This window comes from Candidatus Erwinia haradaeae (assembly GCF_900698925.1).
In the GTDB taxonomy this organism is placed as follows: domain Bacteria; phylum Pseudomonadota; class Gammaproteobacteria; order Enterobacterales; family Enterobacteriaceae; genus Erwinia_E; species Erwinia_E haradaeae_I.
The window spans coordinates 323,421-336,684 of record NZ_LR217713.1 but is presented as its reverse complement, the minus strand read 5'-3'; the positions used below and the strand labels follow the sequence as shown (position 1 = coordinate 336,684).

General features: G+C 34.4%; 11 protein-coding genes. All 11 read right to left on the bottom strand.

Annotation, left to right across the window (positions count from 1 at the left end; translation table 11 throughout):
- Nucleotides 1-12 precede the first annotated feature (12 nt).
- Nucleotides 13-1,035, bottom strand: a complete 1,023-nt coding sequence (lpxD, locus tag HACICURV3402_RS00995; protein WP_157992509.1) for a UDP-3-O-(3-hydroxymyristoyl)glucosamine N-acyltransferase — start codon at nucleotides 1,033-1,035, stop codon at nucleotides 13-15.
- A 3-nt stretch (nucleotides 1,036-1,038) separates the two neighbouring features.
- On the bottom strand, nucleotides 1,039-1,491 hold the full coding sequence (locus HACICURV3402_RS00990) for an OmpH family outer membrane protein (protein WP_157992894.1): 453 nt from the start codon (nucleotides 1,489-1,491) through the stop codon (nucleotides 1,039-1,041).
- A gap of 184 nt (nucleotides 1,492-1,675) precedes the next feature.
- A complete protein-coding gene (gene bamA / locus HACICURV3402_RS00985; RefSeq protein WP_157992508.1) occupies nucleotides 1,676-4,087 on the bottom strand; it encodes an outer membrane protein assembly factor BamA in 2,412 nt (803 codons plus the stop codon).
- A gap of 54 nt (nucleotides 4,088-4,141) precedes the next feature.
- Nucleotides 4,142-5,491 carry a sigma E protease regulator RseP gene (rseP, locus tag HACICURV3402_RS00980; RefSeq protein ID WP_157992893.1) on the bottom strand — a complete coding sequence of 450 codons (1,350 nt, stop codon included), beginning with the start codon at nucleotides 5,489-5,491 and terminating at the stop codon, nucleotides 4,142-4,144.
- A 9-nt stretch (nucleotides 5,492-5,500) separates the two neighbouring features.
- A complete protein-coding gene (locus tag HACICURV3402_RS00975; protein ID WP_157992507.1) occupies nucleotides 5,501-6,361 on the bottom strand; it encodes a phosphatidate cytidylyltransferase in 861 nt (286 codons plus the stop codon).
- A gap of 29 nt (nucleotides 6,362-6,390) precedes the next feature.
- On the bottom strand, nucleotides 6,391-7,134 hold the full coding sequence (gene ispU, locus HACICURV3402_RS00970; protein WP_157992506.1) for a (2E,6E)-farnesyl-diphosphate-specific ditrans,polycis-undecaprenyl-diphosphate synthase: 744 nt from the start codon (nucleotides 7,132-7,134) through the stop codon (nucleotides 6,391-6,393).
- Nucleotides 7,135-7,323: 189 nt separating this feature from the next.
- The gene (gene ispC, locus HACICURV3402_RS00965) at nucleotides 7,324-8,523 is read right to left on the bottom strand and encodes a 1-deoxy-D-xylulose-5-phosphate reductoisomerase (protein ID WP_157992505.1); all 1,200 of its coding nucleotides are present in this window, start codon (nucleotides 8,521-8,523) and stop codon (nucleotides 7,324-7,326) included.
- Between the two features lie 141 nt (nucleotides 8,524-8,664).
- A complete protein-coding gene (frr, locus tag HACICURV3402_RS00960; RefSeq protein ID WP_157992504.1) occupies nucleotides 8,665-9,222 on the bottom strand; it encodes a ribosome recycling factor in 558 nt (185 codons plus the stop codon).
- Between the two features lie 124 nt (nucleotides 9,223-9,346).
- Nucleotides 9,347-10,072 carry a UMP kinase gene (pyrH, locus tag HACICURV3402_RS00955; protein WP_157992503.1) on the bottom strand — a complete coding sequence of 242 codons (726 nt, stop codon included), beginning with the start codon at nucleotides 10,070-10,072 and terminating at the stop codon, nucleotides 9,347-9,349.
- Nucleotides 10,073-10,265: 193 nt separating this feature from the next.
- Nucleotides 10,266-11,066: a translation elongation factor Ts gene (gene tsf, locus HACICURV3402_RS00950; protein ID WP_157992502.1), complete on the bottom strand. Its 801-nt coding sequence runs from the start codon at nucleotides 11,064-11,066 to the stop codon at nucleotides 10,266-10,268.
- A 185-nt stretch (nucleotides 11,067-11,251) separates the two neighbouring features.
- Nucleotides 11,252-11,995, bottom strand: a complete 744-nt coding sequence (gene rpsB / locus HACICURV3402_RS00945) for a 30S ribosomal protein S2 (protein WP_157992501.1) — start codon at nucleotides 11,993-11,995, stop codon at nucleotides 11,252-11,254.
- Between the last annotated feature and the right edge of the window lie 1,269 nt (nucleotides 11,996-13,264).

Below are 13,264 nucleotides of genomic sequence, written 5' to 3'. Positions count from 1 at the left end.
ATTATGATGTTTTTACTTTTTATCAATTTTATTTTCGATAATTTTTAAACGTTGTCTTATGTCCTCGATATTCATTACTAATACTGTAGTTTTACGCCAGAGCTTATTGGACTGAACAGGAATACCAGAAGAATATACCCCAGGCTCAGTAATAGATCTCATGACCATGCCCATGCCTGTCACTGTGACTTTGTCGCAAATCTCTATATGACCATTAATAACGCTGGCACCACCAATCATACAATAGCGACCAATTTTAAGACTACCAGCCATAACCACACCGCCAGCTATAGCAGTATTATTTCCAATAATTACATTATGTGCGATCTGACAGTGATTATCTATGACAACATCATTACCAATATAAGTATTATCCAGAGAACCACGATCAATGGTTGTGCACGCACCTATCTCCACTCGATTTCCAATAATAACGGTACCTAGTTGTGGAATCTTAACCCAGGCCTCACCATCCTTTGCATATCCAAAACCATCAGAACCTATTACAGCACCTGACTGAATCAGACAATCACAACCAATCTTAACTGCATGATAAATTGAAACATTTGCCAATAAGCGACTTCCCGAACTAATATGAGTCCTTTTCCCTATAAAACAGCCGGCACCAATCACAACATGATCTCCTAACACTACATCAGACTCAATTACTACATTAGCACCAATTGAAATATTTTTACCAAATTGAACTGTATTATGAATTACCGCACTGGGCGAAATTCCTACATCTGATTTTGGCGTGCTATCAAAAAATTGCGCTATACGCGCATATGTTAAGTAGGGATTTTTAACTACCAGCGAGGATCCATTAAAAAATCTTAGATCTGCTGGAGTTAAAACTACCGCTGAAGCCTGGCATTCTACAAGTTTCTTACGATAGCGCCTACTTGAAAGGAAAGTAATTTGACTGGTTTTAGCAGATTCTATAGAAGCAATCCCAGAAATCGCAATATCACCATCACCATGCAATTCTGCATCCAACTGCTGGGCTAATTCAGCTAGTCGAATTGAAAACATAAATTATTGAACCTGTTTTAAAACATCATCAGTGATGTCTTTAGATTGAACAGCATAAGCTACAGTATTTTGATCAAATACAATATCATACCCTTTAATGCGAGCAATTTTCTTCACAGCATTTTGAATCCTGTCTAATATTTTATTGCGCTCTTCAATTTGGCGACGACGATTATCCTGATCAAATATCTGAACTTTATTTGAAAAAGCTTCTCTTTTTTGTATTACCTCTTGTTCCATACTAATTCTCTCGCTTGGCTTCATTGTAAGTCCATCACGCTGAAGATGGCGTATTTTAGTTTGTAGATCATGCTCCATGCTCTGCAATTCTGCAGTACGTTCTTTAAACTCATTTTCCAATTTCTGTGCGGCAGCAGCACGCTCCGGCAACTGTTGAAAGATACTAGACATATTCACCACACCAATTTTATCAGAAGCCTCAGCCATTGCAGACATAACTAAAGATAAACTCAAACCTGCAATATAAAAAAACTGTTTCACTTTTACACTCCTTCCGCTTTTACTGTTGTTGAATTAAAAACAAATACTAATTTCATTATGATTTACAATCAAGTATGTATGAACTATCGTATTAACTGAGAAATCAAATATCTAGCCTGGATTCAGGACTAATACGTACTTACCATATTTTCCCAAAATGGAACTGAAATGGTTCAATCTGATCACCAGAGCGTTTTTTGAAAGGATGAGAATAAGAAAATACTAGCGGACCAATAGGTGACATCCATTGCACCGAAAGACCAGTTGCGATACGAAACCTACCAGGTTGGCTATAATCAGGAATGTGAACTAGATCTGTATCCGCAATATTTACCCAGTGAGTATCCCAGAGAGTTCCGGCATCTATAAATAGAGAGGTCCGAATAGAATTATAGTATTTTACATCAATCAGTGGAGTCGGTGTAATTAACTCAAGACTAACAATAGCCATGGCATTTCCACCGACTGCGTCATCAGAATGACAGATTCCATTAGGATGAATAATAGAGCATTTAGAAGTGCTAGTGTTATAGTAGACAGCTTTAGGTCCAATTGTATTAGAACGAAAACCGCGTACCGTACTTAAACCACCAGCATAAAAATTCTCATAAAAAGGCAATTCTTTATTACCAATTCCATCTCCATAGCCTAGACGACTGCGACCTAAAAAAATCCAGCTTCTAGATTGATTAATCGGAATATATTTTTGTGCATCAAGCGTTAATTTATAAAAAGAGTTATCTGAACCTGGTATTGTAATTTTCCCATTAAGACTCAGGCTGTGACCAGTTGTAGGAAAAAACCCATGATCAATAGTTTGATAAGTCCATCCATAATCAAATTCTATGTCATCTACAGAAAAAGATGCATTAGAAGAAAGAGAAGGGTATGGACCAATAGAACCAAGGTAACGCCACATAGACACCTGTGGTTTCATATGCGAAAGAGCGTGATGTTGATATCCCATTCCAATACGAAGTGTATTAGCTTCATTTATCGGTAAACCCAATGTAGTATCTAACCCATAGTTCTTATTTGTATAATCTGATAAATCAGCATCATTCGCTTTAAAATCATTATAAAATATACGACCACGAAGACTTATACCAGAAACTGTGAAATAAGGATCAGTCAAAGCAAATGAGGCATAAGTCAAGTAATCATTTTTAGTACTGTTAAGGGAAATTGTATTTCCAGTACCTAACCAGTTATCCTGAGTTACACCAGCTTGAAAGCTAACTCCGCTTTCTGTGCCATAACCAAGGCCTAAATTAATAGTGCCAGTATTCTGCTCTTTAACCTCATAAACAACATCAACCTGATCTAACGATCCAGGAACTGGAGAAATATGAACAGTGACTGTTGTAAAATAACCAAGACGAGATAAATGCTCTCTTCCTTGATCAACAAGATCTCTACCAAACCAAGTCCCCTCCATCTGTCGCATTTCTCGTCTTAATACTGCGTCTTTAGAATTGTAATTCCCCTTAAAACGAACTTGATTTACATAGTAACGACGCCCCCTATCTACATGAAAATATACATTAACAGTATGCTTGATATCATCAATATCTAATTTAGTTTCAACAAATGGATAAGCGTAGCCATTTTTACCCAATATTTGCTTTATTTTGTCTTTTATGTAGGAAACTTTTTCCCCATTATAAAACTCATTAGTTTTTACTATCGTTAGAGCTTTTAGATCTGGAGAATTCACTTCTAGATGATTACTGATTGTGATGTTAGATACTTTGTATTTTTGACCTTCAGTAATATATATAGTAATATAAATATTTTTTTTATCTGGTGTTAAACTAATCTGAGACGAATCAATATTAAACCTAGTATACCCCCGGCTCAAATAAAAGTTTCGCAAATTATCCAAATCTCTAGATAATTGCTGAGTCTGGTATTTACCGTCAGAAATAATGTTCCACCAAGCTCCTTTCTCATGCAATTTAAAATTTGAAATTAACTGATTAAAACTAAATTCTTTATTTCCAACGATATTTATCTGTTTAATTTTTGCTGCAATACCTTCAGAGAAAACTAACCTTAAATCAACACGGTTGAATGATAAAGGAATGGCTTCTACTCTAACTGTTGCATTATATCGACCAATACTATAATAAAAATTTTCTAATCCTTTTTGAATCGCAGTGACAGAAGAACGATCAAAAATCTCACCTACGCGCAAACCAGAAGAATTAAGGCTCTGCCTTAAAATTACATCCTGCACCACTTTATTTCCATAAAAAGTAATACTAGAAATTGTAGGACGCTCTTTTAAACGGACGATAAGTGTATAACCATCACGTAAAATGTGAACATCGTCAAAGTAACCAGTCGAAAAAAGTGCATGAATAGTATTTCCCAAATCTGCATTAGACACAGTATCACCAACATGGACAGTCATATTATGTAATACTGTCTCAGATGAGACTCGCTGTAGACCATCAAAGGAAATATTCTTAACTACAAATCCATCTGCACCATATACAGTAGCGCTGCTTAAAAGCAGCGAAGCTATAAGAAAATGTTTCATCTCCATCCTTTAATAAATACCGCCAGTTTAATGCTCATTGCTCATTTACCGGTCAATAAATCAGAAATATGAAAAATCATTGAAAATCGCCAGTCCCATTAACATGATCAGTATAATAAAACTAATACGATAACTAAACGCCTGAACACGTTGAGACAACGGTTGACCTTTTATTTTTTCAATTAATAAACACAAAAGATGTCCGCCATCTAAACCCAACAATGGCAATAAATTAATCACCCCAAGGTTAACGCTAATCCGAGCAAGAAACATGAGATAATATTTAAAACCATACTCTACTGACTGCCCTGCGCTCTGCGCAATCGAAATAGGACCGCTGAGATTACTGAGACCTATCTCACCACTAACTAGTTTACTTAACATATGGACTATCAACTGAATAAACTGCCAGGTTTGCGATACCGCTTTACCCAAAGCTACCAATGGTCCGTACTGGTACGTTATTCTATACTCTTCAGCTAAAGGTCTCACGTGAGGAACTAGTCCAGCAAATCCTTGATTCTTCTTATTAAAATTAATATCTGGTGTTAAAACTAACCGCACATTACTACCCGCCCTTTCTACCTCAATATTTAACGCTTTATTTGGATTCGCTCGAACTATCTCAGCAAAATGATTCCATGTAGTCTCAAGTTTACCAGAAACTTTAACAATTGTATCACCGGGTCGCAAGCCTGCACGACTGGCCGCAGAATTCTTCTTTACCTGATCCAATACTAAATCAATATAGGGGCCGGGCCCTTCGATACCTAACAAGTGCATAAAATCCGTCTTATCTATATTGCCTTTCCAAGAACGCAAGTTAATAGTTTTTTCACTATCATTCTTGTCTCCCAAAGACATAACAGTAACACGAACTGTATCATTACCAATCTTTTTTAGAAAAGCCATACGCACAGCATCCCAATCAGGTGTAGTTATGCCATCTACAGACTTTATTTCCATTCCTTTAGTAAGATTAGCGTCTTCTGCAGGCGAGCTAATTGTAATTCTATCAATTACTGGACGAACACCAGGCATCCCAATAATAAATATTATCCAATAAAGAAAAGCAGAAAAAATAAAATTAGCAAGAGGACCTGCTATAACAATAGCCACCCGTTGTAATATATGTTTTTTATTAAAAGCCCGAGAGGAAAATGAAGAAGTACTACCCATTGAACATACGTTCAACATTTTAACATAGCCACCTAGAGGAATTAGTGCAAGTATATATTCGGTGCCCCGTTTATCTACATAACGTAATAACGTTTTACCAAAACCAATGGAAAAACGCTCTACCTTAACTCCACATAAACACGCCGTTAAAAAATGCCCAAATTCATGCGCAGCAATTAAAAGTCCTACTGAAAAAATAAAAACGATGAAATTCAAGAACGCACTCAGTATCATATATTCTTAGAATACTCCTGCCAATAACAGCTGTAAACTTGCAAAAACTGGAGCTGCAGCTGTTAAACTATCAATACGATCAAGAACACCACCGTGTCCCGGAATTAGATTACTACTATCTTTGATTCCAGCTTCACGTTTAAACATGCTTTCTGTTAAATCACCAACAACCGATATTAAAACAGATGATAGAGAGCAAACAAAAAGAGACGTAAACGAAATTTTCAATGGCTCAAATAAACACAAAAAATAAAAAATAAAACCTGAGGTCAGTAAACCGCCCAAGAAACCTTCCCATGTTTTACCTTCTGAAACTCGTGGTGATAATTTATTTTTTCCAAATCTTTTACCACATAAATAAGCACCAGAATCCATTCCCCAAATAAGACACATTAAATAAAGAATTAACCAAGAACCAGAATGACGATCCAATAAATAATTATATTGCCTCAAAACAAGTATACTGCAAAAAAAAGGAAGAAGAGTTAGTAAACCAAAAATTAAACGTAATGAACATGAAGTGCGCCAAAATCCAGATGAAATAGGATAGAATAATACTAAACAAATAGCTATAATCCACCAACACAACGAGATCTTAAGAACATTAATACAATTGAACCCATGTAACATCCATGTCAATTTATATACCTCAGATAGTGTATATATTAATATAATAACACCAAACAAAATCGTCATACCTAATCTCTTTTTACAAGAGACTAATCCTGATAACGCTGTCCATTCCCAGGCCGCTAGCATACTGACTGTCATCATAATAAGAACAAACCATGAGAGTGAGCACCAAAATAAACCTGAGATAACAATAGGAATTAATATACATGAAGTGATTAAGCGCAACTGTAACACAAAACCCTGTCTCCCAAAATATAAAAAAATTAAAGACTAGTTCCACCAAAACGACGCTCTCGTTGTGCAAATGCGTTTAATGCGCCTTCAAACACATATTCATCAAAATCTGGCCATAAAGTATCTGTAAACCAGAATTCCGCATAAGCAACCTGCCATAGAAGAAAATTACTAATCCGATACTCCCCTCCAGTTCTTATGACTAAATCTACAGGTGCTATTTTATGCAGACAGAGATGTGCAGCTAAAGTTTCTTCTTCAATTTGCTCCGGCTGAAGAAGACCGTCTTTAACTTGCCACGCTATTTCTCTGACTCCATGAATAATATCCCAGCGGCCGCCATAATTAGCAGCGATATTAAGTCTTAAGCCTTTATTTTTTTTAGTTTTTTCTTCAGCTCTGCAGATAGAGTCTTGCAAACGCCTACTGAAACGACTAATATCACCAATAATTTTTAAACGAATATTATTTTTATGTAAACTTTTTATTTCACTGTCTATTACCAAAATAAAAAGTTCTAATAAAGCCACCACCTCTTGTTCAGGACGATTCCAATTTTCTCTGCTAAAAGCATATAATGTTAATGCATCCAAATGATGATTTACAGAAAAACTTACAGCTCGACGAACGGATTCTATACCCGCTTGATGACCAGAAATACGCCTCTTACCTTGATTCTTTGCCCAGCGACCATTGCCATCCATAATAATCGCTACATGCCGAGGCTGAGCCTCCTGATTGTCACGACTTTGAACTTGTTTTTCAAACGACATCACACGTAATAATTCCTTTAATTCAGAAATGAATACATTCTGAAATCTGTCACTCCGTTCATATTGAATATCTGCAATTATATAGGCTGAATTGATTGGGCTACGCTGTAGCGTTTACAAATTTATAGAACAACTATACCATCTCTCTATATTGCTCACAATTAACTATAATAATGAAATTACACCAAATTACTTTAAGGGAAAATTCTTAAGTAATTCTCTTGATACGGAACGAGCCTCGTAATCAATAGCAAGAACCTCTTCAATACTTCCTGGTTCTCTGCAGAGTAGATTCTCTAAGACCATTCTATTTAGTCTAGCTATATCAGTAAAACCAATTTCTGAAGCTAAAAATGCTGCTACCGCAATTTCATTAGCAGCATTCAATATAATTGTGCTTGCTGGACCAGATAAACCAGCCTCAATTGCCAGCTTCAAACAGGGATAACGTGAATAATCCGGTTCAGAAAAAGTGAGCGCTGCAATATTCTTAAAATTCAGAGAGGATGAACCAGATTCTATTCGATAAGGCCAACCCATCGCATAAGAAATAGGTACACGCATATCAGGAGCACTCATCTGTGCTATTACACTACCATCACAGTAACGAATCATAGAATGAATGACAGACTGTGGATGAAGAATAACTTCAATCTGAGAAAAAGAAACATTAAATAACCACTTAACTGCAATGTATTCTAACCCTTTATTCATCATTGTAGCTGAATCAATTGAAATCTTCTGACCCATTGACCAGTTTGGATGCAAGCAAGCTTGATCTGGTGTGATTTGATCTAATTTCGACAATGATATCTCACGGAACGGACCCCCAGAACCTGTAAGAATAATATTCTTAATACCATTGTTCTCTGTCGATAAAACACCAAGATTTTTCTGTACATAATAAGGTAGACTCTGAAAAATAGCATTATGCTCACTATCTATCGGTAAAAGTTGCGCAGTAGAATCTCTTACGGCCTCTACTAAAAAACGACCACCACTTACTAATGACTCTTTATTTGCTAACAAAACCTGTTTGCCAGACTTAATAGCAGAGAGAGCTGGTAATAAAGCTGCTATACCTACCATGGCAATCATAACCTGATCAACATCATCTAAAGAAGCAATTTCACTGATAGCTTGTTCACCACCTAACACCTCGGTAGGAATCTTAATATGCATTAAGATCTCACGAAGTTTATTTGCAGCTACTTTATCAGACATAACCGCAAAATCAGGACGAAATTCACAACACTGCTCTGCTATCATCTTAACATTTTTATCAGCAACCAGAGCTTTAATAATAAACAGATGAGGATTTTTTCGTACTACAGATAAAGTACTCCTACCAATAGATCCAGTGGAACCGAGGATAGTTAATTTTTTCATTCTTTTACTCAAGAAAATAAAATTTAGTAGTCTCAAATGTAAAGGAAAACAATACGTTTGGTAAACAGCTTGTATCTCACTTAAAGTGATTCTGCATTATTAATTTGATTCTCAGTAATCAAATTAATAATCGATAACATACTAAAAATCTAATAACTCTTTTTCTTTCTCTACCAATATGCAATCGATTTTCTTAATAAAGATACCAGTTTTTTTTTGTATCATATCTTGTATATGACGAGAATTTTCTTCATTTATCTTTTTATTTTTAATTAATATTTTTAGTTTATCATTTACGTCACGTCGTACATTACGTACAGCTATACGACCTTTCTCTGCTTCACCTCGAACCAATTTAATTAATTTATGACGACGCTCTTCAGTCAATGTTGGTAATGGAACTCGAATGCCCCCTACCTCTGATCTTGGGTTTAAACCAAGATCAGAGGTAGTAATGGCTTTCTCAACTAAAGAACTCATTGAGGGATCAAAGAGATTAATTTTTAAAGTGTGCGAATTCTCCACAGTTATGCTAGACAGTTGAGAAAGTGGAGTTAAAGAACCATAGTAGTTAATCATGATACCATCTAGAAGAGATGGTGCAGCACGCCCAGTTCGAACTTTACGCACCTGAGTAATCAACACTTCTACACATTTTTCCATGCGTATTTCTATATCTTTTTTAATATCGTTAATCAAATGCTATTCCTTAGATTCTATATAAAATTTCCTATATACTACTAGAAAATTTAGAACACTTTCATATAAAGTATTTTTTAATATCTCTTAGAGAGATACGTACTTTCCAATATCCAAACAAATCTTAGTGCATAATCAGTGTGCCTTCTTTTTCACCCATAAGAACACGACGAAGCGCACCAAGTTTATTTATATTAAATACGCAAATAGGAAGTGAATAATCTCGAGCCAACATAAAAGCTGCTAAATCCATAACTGTTAATTCTTTCTTTAAGACATCAGAATAAGAAAGTTTCTCATATAACACTGCTCCCGGATCATTCTTCGGATCAGAAGAATAAACACCATCTACTTTGGTCGCTTTTAATACTATATCTGCCTCAATTTCAATACCACGTAAGCAAGCAGCAGAGTCAGTAGTAAAAAATGGATTACCAGTACCAGAAGAAAAAATTACCACTCGATTATTATACAGCAATCGCATAGCTTTAGACCAGCTATAGCTATCACATAACCCATTTAGAGGGATAGAAGACATAAGAGAGGTATTTACATAAACACGATTTAAAGCATCCAACATAGCTAAACCATTCATAACTGTTGCTAACATCCCCATGTGGTCAGCAATGACACGATTAATCCCAGCTTTCGATAATCCAGATCCACGAAAGAAATTTCCTCCGCCAATCACTATACCAATCTGAGCACCCAATGCTACTAATTCTTTTAGTTCCATTGCGATCCTTTCAAGTATTTTGGCGTCAAGACCAAACACTTCAGAACCTTTTAACGCTTCTCCACTAAGCTTAAGAAGCACCCGTTGATACACAAGTTTGGTATTAGTGTTCATTCTTATTCCCCTAGATGACACCTTTAGTAAAATGTCACTATGTTCTGATATCATCTTAAGAGTACTATGTTAATATCAAAATTCTTGAATGATTGAAATCAATATTTACTGTATTAGATACCAATTGATACTTGTTGAGCTATTAAGATATTCTTATCAAGATTGGATCTTATATTAGATTATTTGATTCTTTTTATCTAATAGCATCACCAACTTGAAATCGTATAAAATCCACAACAGATGCATTTTTTTCTTTTAAACACTGACCTATAGTCTTACTCTGATCCAAAATAAAAGTCTGGCCGGTAAGTGATATGCTATCCATAAATTTCTGCATGCGACCTTTGATTATTTTTTCAGAAATTTCTTTTGACTTGCCAGATTTCATAGCGATACCTAACTGAATTTCATGCTCATTCTGTATTACCTCTTTAGATATATCCTCTGGCGTTATATATTCAGGTTGACTTGCTGCAATATGCATGGCAATTTGTTTAGAAAATTCTGTATCAGCTGAAATCGTAGAAAGAAGAACTCCAATACGCGTGTTATGTAAGTAATAACTTATTAATTGACCCTCTATCACAGCTAAGCGACGAATGTTAATATTTTCACCCATCGTCACAATAAGTTTTATGCGTTCTTCTTCAAAATTAGCTCTTAAAACCATAAGATCATTAATCTTATCAGAAAAAGCAGAATTAAGAACTCGATTCACAAACAACTGAAAACTAGAATGTTTAGCTACAAAATCAGTTTCACAATTGACCTCAATCATTACACCGTAATTACTTTGAGTTTTTATGTTTACTATTCCTTCTGAGACAGCATTTCCTGTTTTTTTTGCGGCTTTAATAGCTCCAGATTTACGCATATTTTCAATTGCTAATTCAATATTACCAGAAGATACAGTCAGAGCTTGCTTGCAGTCAACAATTCCTGCATTCGTGCGCTCACGCAATTCTTTTACTAAAGAACTTGTAATATCTACCATAATCTCGCCCTCAGTTTACTCGACTCTATGAATCATATATTTATAAATTAAATCTAAAATATAGCTTTGAAGATTTATTCCCCCCTGTTTTAAAAACTATACAACACCCATACATCTTACACTGTAAATTACAAACTTTTTAAGTAAAATACCTTCAACTTCTATATAGTAAAAATAATCTATACCTAAGATAGTAAGTTTTCTTCCTTAGAAATCATATGGACTTCTTCTAAATTTTGTGGTGTATTTAGAAATAACCCTTCAGACACTACATTTTCCACTATATTTAAGTACAGACTAACTGCGCGAATTGCGTCATCGTTTCCGGGAATAATAAAATCGACACCATCTGGATTCGAGTTAGTATCAACAATAGCAAAAACTGGAATCCCTAAATTATTTGCTTCTTTGATAGCAATCTCTTCATGATAAGCATCGACCACAAAAAGCGCATCTGGAAGACCCCCCATTTCTTTAATTCCACCTAAACTATTCTCAAGCTTGGCTAACTTACCAGCACGAATCAGAACTTCTTTCTTTGTCAACTTATCAAAAGTACCATCCTGAGACTGAATTTCTAAATCTTTTAGATGCTTAATCGACTGTCGCACAGTTTTCCAATTAGTTAGCATGCCACCTAGCCACCGGTGATTTACAAAAAATTGATTGCAATTGATAGCATGTTCCTTGATAGATGCGCTTGCAGCACGTTTAGTGCCAACAAAAAGAATTTTTCCTTTACGAGATGATATCTTTTTTAATTCAGATAAAGCCTCATTAAACATAGGAACAGTTTTCTCAAGATTAATAATATGCACCTTATTACGGGAACCAAAGATAAATGGCTTCATCTTTGGATTCCAATAACGCGTCTGGTGGCCAAAATGAACACCAGCTTGTAACATGTCGTGCATGGAAATCGTTACCATGATCACCTCTATAAATATAATTGTTTAAAATCCAAGTACTAGGTATTCTATAATGTAGGAGTTTTCATTTTTTATGAAATAAAAATAAAAATATATTTAATGTTGATCAGTTTATTGTAGATATAGTCTTAAATATACTAATAATTATATAAACTTATTATTATAATCGCTAGCACAACTAATTTTTACCTTAACCCTAAATCAATATAGACGTTCCAGTTAAGTCCTATCTAACAAAACACGATATACACCAACCATCCATCTCTAATCTAATGCCTAGTTATTATAAAACCTAAATAAAAAAACTCATATCCTCACAACAGCCACCTATCTTTTCTTTTGAATTCAGGCATAACTACCAACGACCACAATACAATATCTTAACTTTTTTCCATCATTGCATTTAGTATTTTAAGAAATATCTTCTTGATTAAAATACGATTTACATTATTAAGAAATAATGAACAAATAAAGAATCTATTATACGTAGAAACAGCTACACATCTAAATGAACATTATAGTTAAAAAACGGAATATTATAGTTTTTTTACCCTAATTCAGAGCATCATCGCTTTCGATTATAAAAAAATAAGATAAATCTGTCACACTTTGAATATTGAAAAACTGTTTACTACTTTTATGCAAGCGCTAAATTAAATTTACACAATACCAATCTTTAAATTCTGCACCCTTATTTTACCATTATTAAATCCATAAAAATCACAACCCATCACTTAACTTCAGCGCTTCTTTTTGATTCTATAAGTAATATGAAAATTACAAATAATATTTTACGGATACTTAGCTAAAAATATAATATACCTGATGCATCTAAACGAATCATCTACATCCTTAGAGTGTTTTACTTGAATCTTGATTTTAACTACCAGTTAACACTGGTATAGTAATGTATATAAAGAGATTTATATCTTAAAAAAATCGCCTAATATTTTTGATAACTAGACAACTACTCTAATTCATAGTCATGTATTATAATGACTTTTGATCTTAAAGATTTTTATTTACAGAATACTTCAGGACAACCTTATTCATCTAAGTACTAAAAAACCCATTTAAACATAATGAATAAAATCAACACTCATGATGAACTAATTTTTCTAAAACTAGAAACATATATTTTCATTAATATAGAAATACAATCTGTCAGTTAATTTGAGATTTAATATCGAGCCGAAAATAACATGAAAATGATTAGAGTTACTACAAATCTCCACTCATGCTTTCTAGCATGAAATAAATTGTTTTGCC

Coding starts and splice junctions, on each gene's coding strand:
- lpxD (WP_157992509.1), bottom strand. CDS start 1,035: ATGTTTTCAATTCGACTAGCTGAATTAGCCCAGCAGTTGGATGCAGAA.
- HACICURV3402_RS00990 (WP_157992894.1), bottom strand. CDS start 1,491: ATGTCTGCAATGGCTGAGGCTTCTGATAAAATTGGTGTGGTGAATATG.
- bamA (WP_157992508.1), bottom strand. CDS start 4,087: ATGGAGATGAAACATTTTCTTATAGCTTCGCTGCTTTTAAGCAGCGCT.
- ispU (WP_157992506.1), bottom strand. CDS start 7,134: ATGTCGTTTGAAAAACAAGTTCAAAGTCGTGACAATCAGGAGGCTCAG.
- ispC (WP_157992505.1), bottom strand. CDS start 8,523: ATGAAAAAATTAACTATCCTCGGTTCCACTGGATCTATTGGTAGGAGT.
- pyrH (WP_157992503.1), bottom strand. CDS start 10,072: ATGAACACTAATACCAAACTTGTGTATCAACGGGTGCTTCTTAAGCTT.
- tsf (WP_157992502.1), bottom strand. CDS start 11,066: ATGGTAGATATTACAAGTTCTTTAGTAAAAGAATTGCGTGAGCGCACG.
- rpsB (WP_157992501.1), bottom strand. CDS start 11,995: ATGGTAACGATTTCCATGCACGACATGTTACAAGCTGGTGTTCATTTT.